Source organism: Pseudomonas sp. HAR-UPW-AIA-41, from assembly GCF_002304225.1.
GTDB lineage: Bacteria > Pseudomonadota > Gammaproteobacteria > Pseudomonadales > Pseudomonadaceae > Aquipseudomonas.
The window spans coordinates 1-18204 of sequence record NZ_NSLB01000018.1 but is presented as its reverse complement, the minus strand read 5'-3'; the positions used below and the strand labels follow the sequence as shown (position 1 = coordinate 18204).

The following is an 18204-nucleotide window of genomic DNA, read 5'->3' as shown; positions in this document are numbered from 1 at the left end:
AACGGCAGCTACAGCTTCAACCCCGACAGTGCCTTTGATGACCTCGCGGCTGGTGAAAGCCGCAACGTGACGTTTACCTATACCGCCACCGACAACAACGGCGCCGTCAGTGCTCCAGCCACCGTGACCATCACCGTCACCGGCACCAACGATGCGCCGGTGGCTCAGGCCGCCAGCGTCAGCGTCGCCGAAGACGCCGCCCTGCTCTCCGGCTCCGTGGTCGCTACCGATGTCGATGCCAATGCCAGCCTGACCTTTGCGCTCAGTGGCACCGCACCGGCCGGTCTGACCTTCAACAGCGACGGCAGCTACAGCTTCAACGCCGCCAGCAGCGCCTACCAGAGTCTGGGGGTCGGCCAGTCGGCCGTGCTGACCATTCCGTACACCGTCACCGACGATCAGGGCGCGATCTCCACCGCCAACCTGGTGATCACCGTCACCGGCACCAACGATGCGCCGGTGGCCATCGCCAATACCTACACCACTAGCGAAGACACCCCGATAGTGGTTAATGCTGCTAATGGCGTGCTTGCCAACGACAACGATGTCGACAGCACTCACTCGAACCTTACCGCCCACCTTGTCAACGGTCCGGCCCACGGCACGCTTACGCTAAACAGTGACGGTTCCTTCACCTTTAACCCGACCGCAAACTGGTCGGGCGGTGACAGTTTTACCTACCGCACGTTTGATGGATCGATTTACAGCGCCCCCGTCACCGTCAGTCTCGGCGTCACAGCGGTTGCGGATAGACCGTCTCTGAGTTTGACCAACACCGCGCTGGCCGCTGCAACCGATTTTCAGGGCGCCCCGCTCAATGGTGCAGGCTGGTCCGCAAATATCAACGCCAGCAGTCTGAATACAGGTCTGGGCAGCAACTGGAACACCGACAACCCCGGAGGACTGCTGGAGATTGGTACCCAAGCCACCTATATGGGCGGCAGCAGCACCAACCAAGTCATTGAACTCGAGCGCAACTCTGGCGATGCCTCCAACCTGTTTACCGACATTACCGCCAAGGCAGGCAACACCTATTCGCTGGACTTTGATTACTCGCCGCGCTCAGGCCAAACCAGCAGCTCTGGCATTCAGGTCTTATGGGGTGGCAATGTGATTGGCACCATGAGTTCCAACAGTGTTGGATTCCAGACGTTCCACTTTGATCTGTCAGCCCCCACTGACGGCACCTACCGCCTCGAGTTCAAAGCCACTGACAACAACAGTACGGGCGGCCTACTGGATAACATTTCGCTGAAAAACGTGCTCAATGTCAGCAATGAAGATACCTATATCCCACTCTCCAAAATCCAGGCTCAACTAATCGATACCGATGGATCTGAGAGTCTGGTGGTTGCCATAGGCAACATTCCTGTCGGAGCCATACTGACCGACGGCAACAACACCTTCACGGCGACCCCCGGCGCTACAAGCGCTACCATCACCGGCTGGAACCTGAGTACTCTCTATATCAAGCCGCCACTGAACTTCTCCGGAAGCTTCGACCTGAACATAACGGCGACTTCTACCGAAAGCAGCAATGCAACGACAGCCAGCAGCACCCAGGCACTGACGGTGAATGTGAAGCCAGTGGCCGATGGTGTGAGACTCATCGCACCTAGCGAGCTTTCAGTCATTGCGCTGGGTAACACGTCCTCCAGCATCCAACGTGAAGTACTGCTGCCCGTCCTCGCCAGTCTGAACGACAACAGCGAAACCCTGACGTCAGTCACTATCAGCAACCTGGGGACTGCCACCCTGACGGTTAACGGCGTAGTCAGAACGCCAAACAATGGCACCATCACGCTCACAGGTACCGACCTCAACTACCTTGACAGCATGTTGCTGACCGTCCCAACCAATACCAGCAGTACTGCGACCAGCTCTTCACTGACCATCACCGCCACCTCAACCGAAAGCGACGGAAGCACCGGCAGTACTCAGCAATCGATCACGCTCAACACCGATCGCATTAATGCATCGGGTTCTGACGCCAATGGCAACAATAGTGACAACTACATCACTGCCAATACCACCACCTCTCGCAATGGCGCCGATGGTAACGACCTGATGATCGGTAACAACGCCAATAACACTATGAGCGGTGACGCTGGTAACGATGTACTGCTGGGCAACGCCGGCAATGACATTCTGAGCGGCGGCGACGGTGCCGACCGTCTAGAGGGCGGAGATGGCGATGACAGCCTGAGTGGTGGTATGGGCAATGACATGCTGCTGGGCGGCGCTGGTGTCGATAGCCTGTTGGGCGGAGATGACAATGATTACCTCGACGGTGGCGCCGGCAACGATATTGGCACTTCCAATGCCGCTACCCTGCTGGGTGGCGCGGGTAATGACATCATCCTAGGCGGCATCGGTAACGACGGGCTGGATGGTGGCACCGGCAACGACACCCTGATCGGCGGCACGGGCAATGACTACCTGACCGGCGGAGCCGGGGGTGACCTGTTTATCTGGCAACGCAATGACAGCCCGGCCGGCACTCAGGATGTGATTCGGGACTTCAGCCAAAGCGCAGGAGACCGCATCGATCTGAGTGATCTGCTGCAGGGCGAGAATGACGGCAACATTCTCAATTACCTGAAGGTGGATATTGCAACGTCCACTCTGCAGGTCAGCATCAATGGCAGTTTTGCGCCAAACGGAACCGGTACTGCCAGCCCGGACCTGACCATCAAACTGGAAGGCAGCGACGCATCAAACTATCTGTCCAGTTTGGGTAACAACTCCACAGACATCGTCAACAAGTTGATCGCAGGGGCTGACCCGACCATCAAGATCGATCACAGCTAAGCTAAGCAGCGGTGCCTGCCCGTTCGGGCAGGCCGCAGGGGAAGGATGATGACGATGTTCTATGTGCAGCGTGACGCCAGCGGGCATCTGCAGCGGGTCGAGGTGGCTCCGTTCGAGGGTATGAGCGAAACGCTCACCGCCGAGGCGCATGAGATTCAGGCCTGGTTTGCCAATCAGGATGTCGAGTCGAGCCTGCTGCAGCTCAAGCAGAGTGACTTGGACATGATCCGCGTGGTGGACGACCTGGTGCACCTGCTGATCATCAAGGGCGTCATCCGCATCACTGACCTGCCGCCGGCGGCGCAGGCCAAACTGCTCACCCGTTCCCAGGCGCGGGAATCGCTGGGCGGGCTGAACCGTCTGATTAATGACGAGGAAAGCGGCATCATCTGAGAACCCGCTCACGATCCCCTGTCCGTCGGCCATACGGCGTTAAAAACAGGCTCAGCAAGCCGCTTGCGGCTAACGCGCCTAAGCGCGGCCCGAAGGGCGAGTGGAACGAGTCATGCTCATTTACCACTCGTAAACTGCGCTTCTTCGCCGTTTTGACCAGCCGGAGGCTGTTACTGGCGTAGCGCCTTGTCTGGCTCTAGTACAAAAGATCGTGAACAGGTTCTGTGCTAGTTAACACAAACTCACTGCCAGAGTGTCGGCTCGCCGAACAGGCGCCCCTGCACGCCACTGATCCCCAGATCCTTGAGTACCTGCCACTCGCCGGCGGTTTCCACGCGCTCGCCAATCAGCGGCAGGTCGATACTGTTGGCCGCACGCTGCATGGCCTCGATGAACAGGCGCTTGTCGTTTTCCTCGTCGATGGCCCGCAGGTAGCTGCCGTCCACCTTGAGGTAGGCCAGACCCAAACGCGCCAGGTTGCCGATCATGCTGAAGCGCCCACCGAAGTGCTGCAGCGCCAGATCGAAGCCCAGCTCGCGCAGTTGCTGAGTGAGGCTCTCCAGCACGCCCTGCTCCGGCAACTGATCTTCGTCCAGTTCCAAGGTCAGACGCCCAGCCAGCTGCGGGTGCTGCCGCAGACGCGCCAACAACTGAGCCAGCACCTGCGAGTCGCGCAGACTGGCACCGGACAGACTGAGGGCCATCGGCGCGGCATGGCTGGCCATCTGTTTGAGCAGCAGGTCGAGCATCACCATATCCAGCCGCGCACTCCAGCCGAAGCGCTCCAGCCACGGCAGGAAGCGTCCGGCTGCCAGCGGCGAGCCATCCCGGTCAAGCAGGCGCGCCAGCACCTTGTGATGGAGAACGGTGCGGCCATCGGCGGCACTGACCACCGGCTGGCTGAACAGCTGGAAGCGCTGCTGCGTGAGCGCCTCGTCGAGCAGTTGATACCACTCCTTGCGCTCGTCACTCTGTGCCACCTGCACCTGCCCTTCGGCACAGGCCCAGGCCTGCAGCGGCTGGCTGCTGGCGGTGGCCAGCGCTTCGTCGGCCAGCTGGAATAGTTGCGCGGCATTGTCGCCCGGCTGGAACAGGGTCAGGCCCAGGTGGGCCAGTGGCTGCACGTCCGAAGCGCCGGTGGCCTGCAGGCTGGCCAGCGCGCTGAGCAGGTTCTCTGCCAGTTGCTCGGCCTCCTCGCGATCCACACCCGGAGCCAGCAGGGCAAACTCGCCGCCGCGGTTACGCGCCAGCACGCAGCCACGCTCACCCGTACTGGACAGCTGCTGTTTGAGCAGTTGCGCCACGCTCTTGATCAGTTGGTCGGTGCGCTGACCACCCAGACGCTGGTTAAGGCCACCCAGGTCATTGATGCGCAGCAGCAGAAGCAGGCCGGAGCAGGCATGTTCGTCTTCGTGCAGACGGGCCTGCAGCTGCAGGTCGAAATAGCGGCGGTTGGCAAGCCCGGTCAGGCTGTCCTGATAAGCCTCGGCACGCAGCTTCTCGCTGCGCGCAGCCTCCTCGGCGAACAGCGTTTTGAGCTTCTCCACCATCTGGTTCATCGCCGCTACCACCCGGCGGAACTCCGGTGTCTTGGGCAAATCCGGCAGGCTGAGGAACTCGCGGCGGGCAATGGCGTTGGACTGCGCAACCATGTAGTCCAGCGGGCGCAACTGACGCTTGAGCAGCAGCACACCGAGGCAGATGCTGAGCAAGCCGCACAGCGACAGCCAGAGCAGGCTGCCCAGCGCGCTCTGCCACAGTTTATCGATGGCAAACACCGGGTGACTGATGACTTCCACCCGCGCCGCCTGACGCCAGCCATCGCTGATGATGGCATCGCCTACGGCCGGCTGCAGGCGAACCAGATCGGCAAACCAGCCGGGGGCACGGGCCACCACCGGAATGCCCGTGCTTTCCACCAGCACCTCGCCGCTGACCGGGTCCATCACCCGGATGCTCTCGAAGTAGCCGCTGTCAAAGATCGAACTGACCATCAGCTCCATCATCGGCTGGTCTTTGACATGCGGCGTCAGCGACAGGCCCAGCGCGGTGGCAGCATCCTGTGCATGGGAGCGCAGCTGGTTGACCTGCTGCTCGCGCGAGCTCTCCAGCCCGACCAGAAAGCTGCCGGTGAAATTCACCAGCATCAGCAGGCAGATGGCAATGAACAGTTGCTTGAACAGTGACATGGAAACTCCTACTGGGCCGATTCGGCCGGAAAGCCTTCTGCATGCATTTTCTTGGTCAGGTCAACCCAACGCGAGAGGCGCTTGCTGTCGCCAACCCGCTTATTGCCACCGGCGCCCGGCAGCCACATGCCTTCGGCATTGAAGGCATACACCGGCACCAGATCATTGCGCTTGTCGGCGCTGACGATGCCGTCGATCAGATTGTCCAGCACCAGCGGTATGGCATTGGGCGTGGGGTAATAGGTCAGCACCATGTGCGCCTGTTTCAGGCGCACAGCCTTGACGTAGGTGATGCGCAGCTTATCGCTGGGCACCCCAAGCTTGCGCAGGGTGAAGTACTTGGCAATGGCGTAGTCCTCGCAATCCCCGGCGCCCTTGTGCAGGGATTCGACGGGGGTTGCCCAATAGTCCTTGGCCTGCCACAGATCGCGGTCATTACGGAAACGCAGGTTGCGGTTGAAAAACAGGTTAACCGCCTGCAGCTTGTCTCCCAAAGGTGCATCAGCCTCGGTGCGCAGCAGCTCCTGCCAGTCATTAAGGCGAAAGCGTGCACTGCCCAGGGGACCGTAGCGTTTCTCTGCGAGTTTGGTGATCTGGCCGAAGTCCCAGTCTGCCTCCAGGCTGCCGATCAGCAGCACGGCAGCCAGCAGCGGCAGCAGGACCAGAGTCGTGCGGCGCCAGTGGCGAAGGCGATGGTGCAGACGGGTAAGCAAGCGGTGGATTCCCCGGCGAGCAGACGAAAACGGCGCCGCTGCTCTGAGCAGGCTGGCGCCGCTGTGCTGTCGATGGTGCGTCGAGCCGGTGGCAAAAAGCAATCACCGCCGCCGATTAAACCCTCGCGTCGGCCTGTTCAGGCCTGACGCAAACCACGCAGATGCAGGAAGCCGAACAGCAGAACCTGCAGGCGGTCCAGCCAGGGCTGCGGTCGCTGGCTGAGGCGTTTGTTGAACAGTGCCACCTCGCCGACGTGGGCCAGCAGGATAGCGCCGGCTACCACATTGACCGGCCAGTACCAGGCATCGCCCAGGGGGTAGAACAGGTTGAGGATGGCAAGCAGCCAGAACGCGGCCAGCGCGCCCTTGGCGAAGTTCAGCAGGGCCATGCAGTACTCCTTGAAGGATGGAAGAAGCGGTCAGTCTGACTGATTTCAAGCGCTAGCGAGTTCCTCACTTTGGTCGGGCGACGCTTCAGCCGTACAGAAAGCCAGGGCCCGGATGCTCGCGGCCATCATCGGCGCCTACTTCTTGCTCAACCAGCACATTGAGCCGGGCATTGAGTTGCTCGATCAGCACCCGATGCTGCTCTGGCTGATTGGCCAGGTTGTTGAGCTCGTCGGGGTCCGCATGTGTGTCATACAGCTCCAGATCGTTGCGTGCCCTGAGCGTGGCCAGGTCATCGGGGCGATGATGGTCTGCCGCGGCAAAGTAACGGGCAAACTTGTAGCGGCCATCGTGAATACCTCTGAACAGGGCCCGGTTCTCCAACGAAGGGCCGGGCTGCATCTGCTGCAGCGAGGTCTTGATCATCGCCCAGGGGGTTACCTGATCGTTGTCACGCATCATCGCCTCGGTGAACTCCGGATCCAGGTACATGACCACGCCATAGTTGAACAGGTGACCCCGCTGATCACGAGCCGACCGCCGCGAAGCGCCGCCCAGGCTTTCCGCCAAACTGACCCCGGCCAGCTGCGGATAACGTTCCGCCTGTACAGCGGGCGTTACGCCGGCAAGCTCCAGAACAGTGGGAACAATATCGATCGTCGAACCCAGCGCCTCAGTGCGTGTACCCTGCACAACATCCGGATGCCGCACGATGAAGTTGACCCGCGTATTCTCCTTGTACATGTGCGGTCCCTTCTGCCGCAGCTGATGGGCTCCCGCCATTTCTCCGTGATCGGCCGTCAGAATGACAATGGTGTTATCCGCCAGGCCCGTATGCTCCAGGGCTAGCAGAACCTGCTCAATCGACTGGTCAACATCACGGATGCAGTTCAGGTAATAGCTCTGCAACCCTTGCCAGGCCTCTTCATCGCGCGGATCAAGGTGCCCGTAGATATGGTTGCACAGCGCGACATCCGCCCGCTGGGCCCAGGGTTTACGCGCAAGGTCCTCGTGGTAGAAGCTCTTCGGCAAGGGCAGATCCCAGTGCTGCTCATACAGCCCGGTCTTGGGCCCGGGGGAAATCGGCCCCAGAAAATTGCGCCGCAGGCGTGACTGCTCCTGCCGGACACCCGAGCTGTAAAACATGATGTCGTGCGGGTTGACGAAGTTCACCGCCAGAAACCAGGGCTGCTCGTCATCCCGGTGCCGCTGTAACCAGCCGACCGTATCGCTGGCCGTCACCTTGTCGTAGATAAAGCCACTCATCAGCGAACCATGGGGATCGCCATTGAGGTTGTAGTCGGCAAAACCAAAAGACTGCAGCGCATCCGTCGTGGGCTGAACCACGCCATAGGTCAGATTGCTGGACTGCTCAATGTGCGAGAGATGCCACTTTCCCTTGTAGGCCGTCTGATACCCCTGCTCGCGCAACATATGCCCCAGAGTCGGGATGGCCGGCGACAGCTCGCGAAAAGGCGGCAAGCCCAGGTTGGCCGTCATCTGCGTGTGCTGGGTGTGCTGACCGGTGAACAGAACCGAGCGTGAGGGCGAGCATGGCGTGGTGTTGACATGGAAATTGCCCAGGCTGACCCCGCGCTTGAGCAGACGCTCGTGACCGGGCAGCGGCACTGCATCCGGCAGATCCTGATGAGCACGCTGCTGATCGGTGACGATCAGCAGAATGTTCGGCCGCGAGCCGGCAGGACGCGGCGCCCTGGGAGAGCCGAGCAGCGGGCCGGCCAGACCGATTGCACCCGTGGCTCCGACAAGCCTCAGTAGATCGCGACGCTGCATGATGGGCTCCGGAACCTTAACGAATGGTTAGCCCGAACGACTCGTCGGCGAAGTCAAAGCAGCTCAGGAAGGTTTTGACGTCCAGCAGACTGCCGTCGATCGAGACGTCGCCCAGCAGCGCGCCTTTGACCAGGCCACCCTCGCCAGTCAGCAGGGTTTCCATGAATGCCTTGTCCATGGTTAGCTTCAGCTCGGTACCGGCCGGGATGCCACGATGCAGCTGCACCACGCCACGACGGATTTCCAGGGCCCAGCGCTCGTCCACATCGGGGAACTCGAAGCCCAGCGTCATCTGCACATCGGCGGCCTTCTCCGGATCGATACGGGTGACCCAGTTGCCGAGGAACGCCTGCGGGGTGAAGTTCTTCACCATCTGCGGCGAGAGGAAAACCCCGCGCAGCACGGCAGCCTGATCCCGCACATCGTCGGCATCGAACTGCCCTTCCAGCTCCATGGCGCTGGTCAGATACCAGTTGCGCCAGTTGATGTTCATGCTGGCGTAACCGAGTTTGCGGAAGCTGCGCGCCTTGATGTCACGCGCCAGCTTGTCGTCCTGATCAACGCGGATGGCATAGCCGGCCAGTTCGGCGGCCCACTGGTAATCCCCCTTGAGGTACGCCTCGCCGGCGGCCAGCAGAACCTTCTCACGACCGCCCATCAGGGCAATCAGACGCTGCGCCTTGTCCTTGGGCGGCACCGGATCGAGATCCACCGGATCACCCTGGAACCAGCCCAGGTAGCCGTTGTAAATCTGCCGCACGCTGTGTTTGACCGTGCCGTAGTACTCGCGCAGGTATGGCGTGTAGCCGGCCAGATGCGGTGGCAGTTTGACCTTTTCCACCAGCTCGTCCGGAGTCAGGCCCTTGTTCATCCAGCGCACGGTCTGGTCGTGGATATAGGCGATGCCGTCGCGGGTCATGCGCAGCACTTCCTCGACCTTGTCTGCCCCGCTGATTGGCCGACCGTGCAGCGGCACCATGTGCTCGGCCTGCAGCGAGCGCAGCAAATCAAGGCTGGCGACCCACTGCACCGGATCACGGAATTTGGTGCCGCGCAGGGTGTGAATATTCGGCAGGGTCGGCCCCTGATCCACCTCGGCGCTGATCAGCAGCTTGTTGTTCGGCAGGTACAGGACGATCTCGTCCGGTGCCTCACTCGGCGCATGGAAAAACTGTACAGGCAGACCGGCGATGGTGGTGTCCAGTCGGTCCTTGAAGGTAATGGTGGGAGCAATAAAGGTCGATGGCTCGGCCTTGGCAATGGGCCCGATACCACCGTTCATATCCCTGGTATCGGCGGGTTTGAGAAAAGCGCCGAAACTGTAGGCCGAACGCACACCGAGAATCGGTCCTACCTGAGCGCCCTGCGCCACCACGTTGGCCAGCAGGGTCTCATGGGCATAGATCTGCACCTCGCCGCTGGCCACCTGCTCAGGGCTGACGAAGGCCTGCACACCGTTGATGTGATCCGGGTGGAAGTGGGTGTAAACCACCGCTTTGACCGGCTTGTCGCTGACCTTGCGCAGCTCGTCCATGATCTTGCGCGACTCGCTGACCGACTCGCCGGTGTCAACGATGATCAGGCCTTCGGGGGCCTCGATCATCACTACGTTGCCTAGTTGCCAGCCGACCGCCGAGTAGACGTTATCCGCCACCTTGTAGAGCTTCTGCACAAAGTGCTGGGTGTGCTGCTTGAGTTCGGCATTGATACTCGGTTCGATGCGTTCTTCGGGCAACGCAGCGTAGCCCGCCAGCGGCATCGCTGCGGCCAGTAGCAAGGCAGGGAAACGGATAGAAACGGTCATGAGCACTTCTCGGCTTGGTTCAACAGGTCTGCTAGCAGAGTGGCCCATCCGAATGCATACTTCCAATGCATTTTAATCTCACATTCAATGCAGTGAGCGCATGAACGATCTACGCCAACTCCGTCACTTCGTCGCCCTCGCCGAACACGGTCATTTCGCCCGTGCGGCCGAGGCGGTCAACCTCAGCCAACCGGCACTCAGCCGCAGCATCCAGGCGCTGGAAAGCCAGCTTGGATGCTCACTGCTGGATCGCCACAGTCGCGGTTTCAGCCTGACAGCTCACGGCCGCTTGGTCCTCGAACACGCCCAGCGGCTACTGGCCGGCAGCCGCGCCCTGAGCAATGCGGTCAGCCAGTTGGGCAACCTGCAAAGCGGTGAACTGCGCTTGGGGGCCGGCCCCTACCCGGCCGCACGACTGGTTCCACGGGCGCTAGGTGCATTCGCAAGACGCTATCCCGGTGTTCAAGTACGCCTGCAGATTGATAACTGGCAGCAGTTGCGCCAGCGCCTGCTGAATGACGCACTGGAACTTTTCGTGGCGGATATACGTGAGCTTCAGCATGACCCACAGCTTCAGGTGCAACCCCTGCGCCGCTGGCCGGGCGTGCTGTTCTGCCGCCCGGCGCACCCACTTTTGCAGCTCGGTAGAGCACTACAGATAGACGATTTAAGTGGCTATGCCCTGGCGGGTACACAACTGCCGCAAGAGGTAGAGCAAGCCCTCAAGCAAGCCAGTGGTCGCAGCCAGCCGCTGGGAATTGCCTGCGACAACTTCATGGTGCTCAAAGCCTTGGTGGCGCACAGTGATGTACTGAGTCTGGCACCCTGGGATGTGGTTGCCGATGAAGTGCAGCGTGGTGAGTTGGGCGTCCTGTACCTGGGAACCCTGTTGCAACACTCTGCGTACGGCCTGGTGAGCCGCGCCGGCCACAGCCTGTCACCGGCGGCGGCTGAATGGCAGCGCCTGCTGCTGGAGCAGGATCAGGCGCTGCCGGCGGCGCCAGATCAGTAGCGGCGGATCTCCCAGCCACGCCCCCAGTCACGGTCACGGCCGCGATCATGGTGATCCTCTCGCCACTGCCGCTGCTCACGGTAGCGCCGCTCCTGCTCTCGCGCGTACTGGCCACCCCACACCGGCGCCGCCCAATAGCCCGGCGTGGCCTGGCGATACTCACGTCGATAGTCGGAACGATGAGGATGGCGCGGTTCCTGACGGTAGATCACCACCGGCGCCGGCTGCCGGTAGTAGCGGTACTCCACCACGGGCGGCTGGTGATAACGCGTCACGGGGTAACGTTCCACGGTGTAACCCGGCTGCTGATAGCCATGACCGTAATAACGGGCCTGCGGATAACCGCGCTGGTCCCACTCGGACATGACACAACCAGACAGGGACAAACTCAGACACAGCAAAGCGGATTGGGATAATCGACTGAGCATGGCGGCCTCCTGCGACCGCTGGGGATGACGCCGGCGACTGCCGGCATCCGGGAGATGCACTCCCATGCTCGATTGGAGTGTGCGCCGCGGAAAAAGCTCCGCAGCGCCGAAGAATATTTATCGAGTGCGAATCAGCGCAGGCTTTTACGCTGACGCAAGTACTCCAGCACCGCCTGATGCTCGCCGGCGAACTCGATGCGCGCGGCCTTGCTTTCGCGCTGGTAGACGTACATCGGGTCGTAGTACTCGTTCAGCAGCGCCTCGATCCAGGCGCGGTGCAGGTCGACTGTGCCGCTGCGTGCCTGTTCGTCCAGCGCCTGCGCCAGGATGGCCCGCAACCGCGCATGGCGCTCGCCGCCCAGACGCTTCTGGATATTGTCCATGCTCTGCAGCAGGCGCGCGGTGAACAGCGCAAAACCCTGCTCCTCGCCATGCACGGCAAGGAACTCGGCAGCCAGGTCGATCACGTAGTCGCGCAGGATGCGCTCGACGCGGTCGGCGACGCTGTCCTCCAGCCACACCAGCGGGTAGTCCTGCATGCCCTGGTGCAGCGACAGTGGCAGCGAGCAGGTGCCGATCAGGCGGCTCTCGTCTTCCAGCACGAACTGCTGCTGACCGCGCGCGCGGCGCTTGAGCAGGTCGATGGCCAACTGGTTCTCGAAGTCGATCTGCGAAGGCTGGCCGGTGGCACGCTTGCCGAAGCTGGAGCCACGGTGATTGGCGTGCCCTTCCAGGTCGATGCTGTTGTCCAGGGCGGCAATCACTTCGGTCTTGCCGGTACCGGTCATGCCGCCGACGATGACGAAGTCGCACTCGGCCACGGCGCTATCGAGGGTCTCGATCAGGAAGGTGCGCATGGCCTTGTAGCCACCGATCACCCGCGGGTAGTCGATGCCGGCATCTTTCAGCCACTGCTGGACGATCTGCGAGCGCAGGCCACCACGGAAGCAGTACAGGTAGCCGTTCGCATTGGCCCTTGCGAAGGCAGCCCAGGCCTCGACCCGCTCGGCCTTGACCTTGCCGGAAACCAGCTGGTGGCCCAGTTCGATGGCCGCCTGCTGGCCCTTCTGCTTGTAGCAGGTGCCGACCTTCTGCCGCTCGATGTCGGTCATCAGTGGCAGGCTGATGGCATTGGGGAAGGCGCCCTTGGTGAATTCCACCGGGGCACGCATATCCATCATGGGAATGTCGTTGAGGAAGATGTAGCGGTAGTCGGCCGTGTTATCTCGCATCACAGCACCTCTACCGCGTAACGCTGTCGTGCAACCAGCTGGCCGATGGGCGCGAGAGTCAGGCCCAGCTCGGCGGCTACGGCGAGGAACTCGGCCTCGCCCTCGGCACTGACGGCAATCAGCAGGCCGCCGCTGGTCTGCGGGTCGCACAGCAGGTTGCGCTGATCCTCGCTGATCGGCGCGATCTTGTCGCCGTAGCTGTCGAAGTTGCGCAGGGTACCGCCCGGTACGCAGCCCTCGGCCAGGTAGTAATCGACCCCCGGCAGGCGCGGCACGGCGGCGTAGTCCAGCTGGGCAGTGAGGTTGGCACCATCGGCCATCTCCACCAGATGGCCGAGCAGACCGAAGCCGGTGACATCGGTCATCGCCGTGACCCCGGCCAGCTTGCCGAAGCGCGCACCCGGCTTGTTCAGGGTGCACATCCAGTCGCGCGCCAGCCCCACGTCCTGCTCGCGCAGCTTGGCCTTCTTCTCGGCGGTGGTGAGGATGCCGATACCCAGCGGTTTGGAGAGATACAGCTTGCAGCCGGCCGTGGCGGTGTCGTTGCGTTTCATGTGTTTCTTCTCGACCACACCGGTCACCGCCAGGCCGAAGATCGGCTCCGGCGCGTCGATCGAGTGGCCGCCGGCCAGCGGAATACCGGCGGCGTCGCACACGGCGCGACCGCCGCGGATCACCTCGCGGGCCACTTCCGCCGGCAGCACATTGACCGGCCAGCCGAGGATGGCGATGGCCATCAGCGGGTCACCGCCCATGGCGTAGATGTCGCTGATGGCGTTGGTCGCGGCAATCCGCCCGAAGTCATAGGGGTCATCGACGATCGGCATAAAGAAGTCGGTGGTCGACACCACCCCGCGCTCCTCGTCCAGCGCATAGACCGCCGCGTCGTCGCGCGAGGCGTTGCCGACCCAGAGTTTCGGATCGAGGTTCTGCGCGCCGCTGCCGGCGAGGATCACTTCCAGCACCTTGGGGGAAATCTTGCAGCCACAACCGGCACCGTGGCTGTACTGGGTCAGGCGGATCGGCTCGCTCATCGCACTTTCTCGGCAATAACGGAAAACAGGCCGGCGATTCTAGCAAACCGCCCCTCCCCCGGCGGCAAGCAAAAAGAGTGATGAGTTACCGGCAGAGTGCCACTAGTCGGTTTATAGTCAGGAGCTCTGGAGCGCGTTGGTACGTCTGCTCCAACTTCTGCCCGCACACACGGACTGTCGACCATGAAGAAAAATAAAAACAGCGATTCCACGGTTTCCGAACCCCGCATCGTCACCGCACCGGTCGAGGCCATCGAAGAAGGCAGCGGCATACCACCCGCACTGCTGCCCGGCGGCGAGCAATACCTGTACTTCACCGAGCGCGATATCGACCGCATTCTGGAAAACCTCGACGGTCTGCGCGACCGTGTATTCCCCCGCCTGCACGGCGATGAAGCGGGCGAGCCACGCAACAGCCAGCACTTCCCCTCGGTGTGCTTGATCGGCCTGGGCCGCTGCGGCTCGAACATCGCCCTGGATGTTGCATCCTTGGTCTACAACGCGCGCAAGTTCTACCTCAACGAATTCAGCAACGTCAGCAAGGACAAGGCCGAGCAGCGCCCCACCAGCTGGATCCGCAACAACCTGCGGCTGTCCGGCGGACGTGGCACCAAGCCGGTGTTCCTGATCGAGCCGCTGGTGATGCTCGGCGACCTGGACAAGGACATCGAGGGGCGCATCCGCTTCTCGCGCAAGGCCGAGAGCAACGGTTTTCTCAGCGACTACAGCAAGATGAAGATCATGGACCTCTCCGAGGTGCATGCCGGTGGCGCCGGTAACGCGCCGATCCTCGGCCAGTACCTGGCCAAGATCATCCTCAACAAGGACACCCAGCGTTTCTCCAACGCCGACTGGAAATTCATCCACAGCTACCTGATCGACTCCTGCGGCATCAAGGCCAACCAGTCGCGCCTGTACTTCTACATCTTCAGCGCCGGCGGCGGCACCGGTTCGGGCATGGCCTCGGAGTTCGGTCTGGCCCAGCAGTTCTCCTACATGAGCAAGACCTTCGAGACCAAGGAGAACGAAGAGGAAGACAACCACTCGTTCGTCTTCGAACCGATCTTCACCAGCGGCATGTGCATCCTGCCGAGCATCTCCGATCAGCGCATCGAGATGTCCGAAGCCCTGCACATCAACGCCGGGCGCCTGCTGTGCAAGTACCTCGCCGAGGAGTGGGACTTCTCCTACAACTTCGACAGCGAGGAGACCGGCGAAGAGAGCGTGATGCGCCGCATCCGCCCGTGGAACGCGATGATGCTGATTTCCAACGACATCATGCGTTACGCCGAGGAAAGCGACGGCGGCAATGTGCAGAACATCGACGTGAATGCCATGGAGCGTCACGCCAACCAGTACATCTCGCAGCAGATCTTCAACATCCTCACCGCCCAGGCGGTGACCACCGACTACGACCAGAACTACTTCCGCCGCGCCGGCATCGACATCGGCGAAACCATCCGCCTCGATGCCAACGACCTGTTCATGAGCCTGGCCGGCCCTGTGGCGGTTGCCTACGCCGAGTCGGTGGTGGCCGAGCAGACGCCGGTAACGCCCACCGAGAAGTTCAAGGTATTCGACAAGGAGCCGCCCAAGCTCAATATCGACGACCTGTTCTTCCGCTCCATCGACCTGCCGCATTTCAACAAGGCGACCCAGGCCATCGAGGGCATCAGCCTGCTGCCGATCGAGGCCAAGCGCTACCGCGAGGCGCTGGACAGCTACAAGAAGTCCGGTTTCGACGCCAGCGCCCTGAGCGATATGCACTTCTTCAAAAACTGCTCCTCGGTGGTGTCCATCGTCTCGCTGCCCAAGGACTACAAGCTGTCCTACATGGACCTCAACCGTCTCAAGAGCCACCTCAACAACCTGTTCCCCAACACCACCCTCAAGCGCTACGCCCTGGTGATCGGCGCCTCGGCCAACCTCTCGCTGACCACTCTGGTGGTCAAGAGCCCTTGCCTGTCGGACGACTTCCTCACCCTGATCGTTGCCTTCATCAAGCGCTGCTTCGCCCGTGAGCCGCATCGCTATGACGAGAGTCTGGACAACGCCCTGCTGGAGCTGATCGTCGCCGAGGAATTCGACGAGGCGCGCATCGACGCCATGCTCAACGAGCACGAAAACCCGGCGAAGATCCTCGACACCAACTGGTTTGCCATCAAGCCGATGTACGAGAAGAAATACCGCGAGCTGGTCAATGACCGGGACAAGTTCGTCTCGATCAACGACATCCGCCTGTCCCGCGAGAGCGTGAAAAAGGCCATCAAGTACCTGCGCGAGATCTACCGCCACCGCATCGGCAAGACCCGCGTCATCTCGCTCAACAACTACACCCCTCCGGTCTGACGGCAGTACCGCTCCAGCACCTCACGCCCAGGGCCTGCCATGCAGGCCCTGTTTGTTTTTGCGCCACAACTGCCCGCGCCCGGCTTAACCCTCTATAATCGCCGCGTTCTTTACCCTCGCTGCAGAAGCACGCGCCGTGGCAATGCCATGCGCCCCCGCTTCTTCGTCGATTTTTTCCGCCATTGAACCGGAGAACTTCCCATCATGCTCAAGCGCACCCTGACGCTGGCCGCCGGCCTTGCTTTGTCCTTTTCCGCCGTCGTGGCCCAGGCCGCCGACGTACTCAAAGTCACCGCCATTCCGGATGAAGCGCCGACCGAACTGCTGCGCAAGTTCAAGCCGCTGGGCGCCTACCTCGAGCAACAGCTGGGCATGAAGGTCGAGTTCATGCCGGTGGCCGACTACCCGGCCGTGGTGGAAGCCATTGCCGCTGACCGCATCGACCTGGCCTGGCTGGGCGGCTTCACCTTCGTACAGACCCGCCTGAAGACCGGCAACGCCATCCCGCTGGTTCAGCGTGAGCAGGATGCGGTATTCACCAGCAAGTTCATCTCCAGCGACCCGGCGGTCAAATCCCTGGCCGACCTCAAGGGCAAGACCTTCGCCTTCGGTTCGGTTTCGTCCACCTCTGGCAGCCTGATGCCGCGCTACTTCATGCAGCAGGACAAGATCGTTCCGGAAACCTACTTCAGCCGCGTGGCCTTCTCCGGCGCCCATGACGCCACCGCTGCCTGGGTAGAGGCTGGCAAGGTCGATGCCGGCGTGCTCAACGCCAGCGTGTGGGACAAACTGGTCGCCGCCGGCAAGGTGGACACCAAGAAGGTTCACGTCTTCGCCACCACCCCGACCTACTACGACTACAACTGGACCGTGCGCGGCAGCCTCGACCCGGAACTGGCCGGCAAGATCAAGGCCGCCTTCCTCGCCCTGGACCCGGCCAAGCCGGAGCACAAGGCCATTCTCGACCTGCAGGCCGCCTCGCGCTTTATCGAAACCAAGCCTGAGAACTACAAGGGCATCGAAGAGGCAGCCCGCGCGGCCGGCCTGCTGAAGTGACACCCAGCTTTACCGGCGTGAGCCTGTCCGGCGTGGGCCTGACCCACGCCAACGGCCAGGCGGCACTGACGGACCTCACGCTCGCCGTTGCACAGGGCGAGCGTGTGGCCATCATCGGTCCGTCCGGGGCCGGCAAAACCAGCCTGCTGCGCCTTCTGGCCACCGCCCTGCAACCCGGCAGCGGTGAGTTGCGCCTGTTCGGCCAGCAGCCCTGGGCGCTCTCCGCGCGTCAGCGCCAGCAATTGCGCCGGCGCATAGGCCTGATCCACCAGAGCCCGCCACTGCCACCGCGCCAGCGCGTGGTCACCGCGGTTCTGGCCGGTCGCCTCGGCCACTGGTCGCTGGCCAAGGCCCTGCTCAACCTGATCTACCCGCAGGAGCGTCAGGCCGCCAGTGCCGCCCTGGCCCGCCTCGACCTCAGCGACAAGCTGTATCAACACTGCGACCAGCTTTCCGGTGGCCAGCTGCAGCGCGTCGGCATCGCCCGCGTGCTCTGCCAGGGCGCCGAGCTGATCCTCGCCGACGAACCGGTGTCGGCCATGGACCCGGTACTGGCCGGGCACGCCCTGGAGATCCTCAGCCAGGAAGCGCAACAGCGTGGCAGCACACTGATCGCCAGCCTGCATGCCGTGGATCTGGCCCTCGGGCACTTCCCGCGCATCATCGGCCTGCGCGATGGCCGCGTGCTGTTCGACAAGCCGAGTCAGGCCGTGACCCCGGCCGACCTCGAGGCGCTGTACGCCAATGCGCAATTACAGACCGAGTTGCAGACCAGCGTGCCGGCCTCGCCGGTGGCGCCACCGGTCACCCTGCATATCCCGCGTTGCTGATGACCCCGCCCAGTAGCGTCGCCCGCGATCCCTCCGCCCTGCCGCGTCTCGCTGCTTACGCTGCTGGCCCTGGCGCTGCTGCTGGCCGGCTTGGCGCTGTCCGAGCTGAACCTGGCGGTGCTGTGGCGAGGCGGACAACCTGGCCACCATGGGCAAGTTCGTCGGTCGCCTT

General features: G+C 62.2%; 14 protein-coding genes. 6 read left to right on the top strand and 8 right to left on the bottom strand.

Annotation, left to right across the window (positions count from 1 at the left end):
* Positions 1 to 2811: tandem-95 repeat protein (locus tag CK486_RS17445; RefSeq protein ID WP_141248926.1), on the top strand; the 2811-nt coding region annotated here is incomplete at its 5' end.
* A 54-nt stretch (positions 2812 to 2865) separates the two neighbouring features.
* Positions 2866 to 3204: a tryptophan synthase subunit beta gene (locus tag CK486_RS17440; protein WP_095941572.1), complete on the top strand. Its 339-nt coding sequence runs from the start codon at positions 2866 to 2868 to the stop codon at positions 3202 to 3204.
* A gap of 242 nt (positions 3205 to 3446) precedes the next feature.
* Here CK486_RS17440 and lapD read toward each other — a convergent pair whose 3' ends face one another.
* The 5 genes from lapD to CK486_RS17415 all read right to left on the bottom strand — a co-directional run bounded on the left by lapD (position 3447) and on the right by CK486_RS17415 (position 10091).
* Positions 3447 to 5393, bottom strand: a complete 1947-nt coding sequence (gene lapD, locus CK486_RS17435) for a cyclic di-GMP receptor LapD (protein WP_095941571.1) — start codon at positions 5391 to 5393, stop codon at positions 3447 to 3449.
* An 8-nt stretch (positions 5394 to 5401) separates the two neighbouring features.
* Entirely contained in the window at positions 5402 to 6094 is a 693-nt protein-coding gene (gene lapG / locus CK486_RS17430) for a cysteine protease LapG (protein ID WP_371915513.1), read from the bottom strand.
* 149 nt (positions 6095 to 6243) lie between these two features.
* Positions 6244 to 6495, bottom strand: a complete 252-nt coding sequence (locus CK486_RS17425) for a DUF1145 domain-containing protein (protein WP_095941570.1) — start codon at positions 6493 to 6495, stop codon at positions 6244 to 6246.
* Positions 6496 to 6580: 85 nt separating this feature from the next.
* Complete coding sequence (locus CK486_RS17420) at positions 6581 to 8287, bottom strand: sulfatase-like hydrolase/transferase (protein WP_095941569.1); 1707 nt, start codon at positions 8285 to 8287, stop codon at positions 6581 to 6583.
* 16 nt (positions 8288 to 8303) lie between these two features.
* A complete protein-coding gene (locus CK486_RS17415) occupies positions 8304 to 10091 on the bottom strand; it encodes an alkyl/aryl-sulfatase (RefSeq protein ID WP_095941568.1) in 1788 nt (595 codons plus the stop codon).
* Between the two features lie 100 nt (positions 10092 to 10191).
* Between CK486_RS17415 and CK486_RS17410 the strand changes: the two genes are divergently transcribed.
* Entirely contained in the window at positions 10192 to 11103 is a 912-nt protein-coding gene (locus CK486_RS17410) for a LysR family transcriptional regulator (RefSeq protein ID WP_095941567.1), read from the top strand.
* On the opposite strand, the gene CK486_RS17405 is transcribed toward CK486_RS17410, so the two are convergent.
* The 3 genes from CK486_RS17405 to selD form a co-directional block, all read right to left on the bottom strand.
* Positions 11097 to 11468: a hypothetical protein gene (locus tag CK486_RS17405; protein ID WP_095941566.1), complete on the bottom strand. Its 372-nt coding sequence runs from the start codon at positions 11466 to 11468 to the stop codon at positions 11097 to 11099. The genes CK486_RS17410 and CK486_RS17405 overlap by 7 nt on opposite strands.
* Before the next feature lie 194 nt (positions 11469 to 11662).
* Positions 11663 to 12763 carry a tRNA 2-selenouridine(34) synthase MnmH gene (gene mnmH, locus CK486_RS17400; RefSeq protein WP_095941565.1) on the bottom strand — a complete coding sequence of 367 codons (1101 nt, stop codon included), beginning with the start codon at positions 12761 to 12763 and terminating at the stop codon, positions 11663 to 11665.
* Entirely contained in the window at positions 12763 to 13797 is a 1035-nt protein-coding gene (gene selD / locus CK486_RS17395) for a selenide, water dikinase SelD (RefSeq protein ID WP_095941564.1), read from the bottom strand. Before selD ends, mnmH begins: the two co-directional genes overlap by 1 nt.
* 183 nt (positions 13798 to 13980) lie before the next feature.
* Here selD and CK486_RS17390 point away from each other — a divergent pair, with 183 nt between their 5' ends.
* The 3 genes from CK486_RS17390 (at position 13981) to CK486_RS17380 (ending at position 18032) form a co-directional block, all read left to right on the top strand.
* Positions 13981 to 16146, top strand: a complete 2166-nt coding sequence (locus CK486_RS17390; protein ID WP_256574458.1) for a hypothetical protein — start codon at positions 13981 to 13983, stop codon at positions 16144 to 16146.
* Between the two features lie 204 nt (positions 16147 to 16350).
* Positions 16351 to 17202, top strand: a complete 852-nt coding sequence (locus tag CK486_RS17385) for a putative selenate ABC transporter substrate-binding protein (RefSeq protein ID WP_095941563.1) — start codon at positions 16351 to 16353, stop codon at positions 17200 to 17202.
* Positions 17199 to 18032 (top strand): phosphonate ABC transporter ATP-binding protein, encoded by an 834-nt coding sequence (locus CK486_RS17380; RefSeq protein ID WP_256574457.1) that lies wholly within the window; start codon positions 17199 to 17201, stop codon positions 18030 to 18032. Before CK486_RS17385 ends, CK486_RS17380 begins: the two co-directional genes overlap by 4 nt.
* Positions 18033 to 18204: the final 172 nt, after the last annotated feature.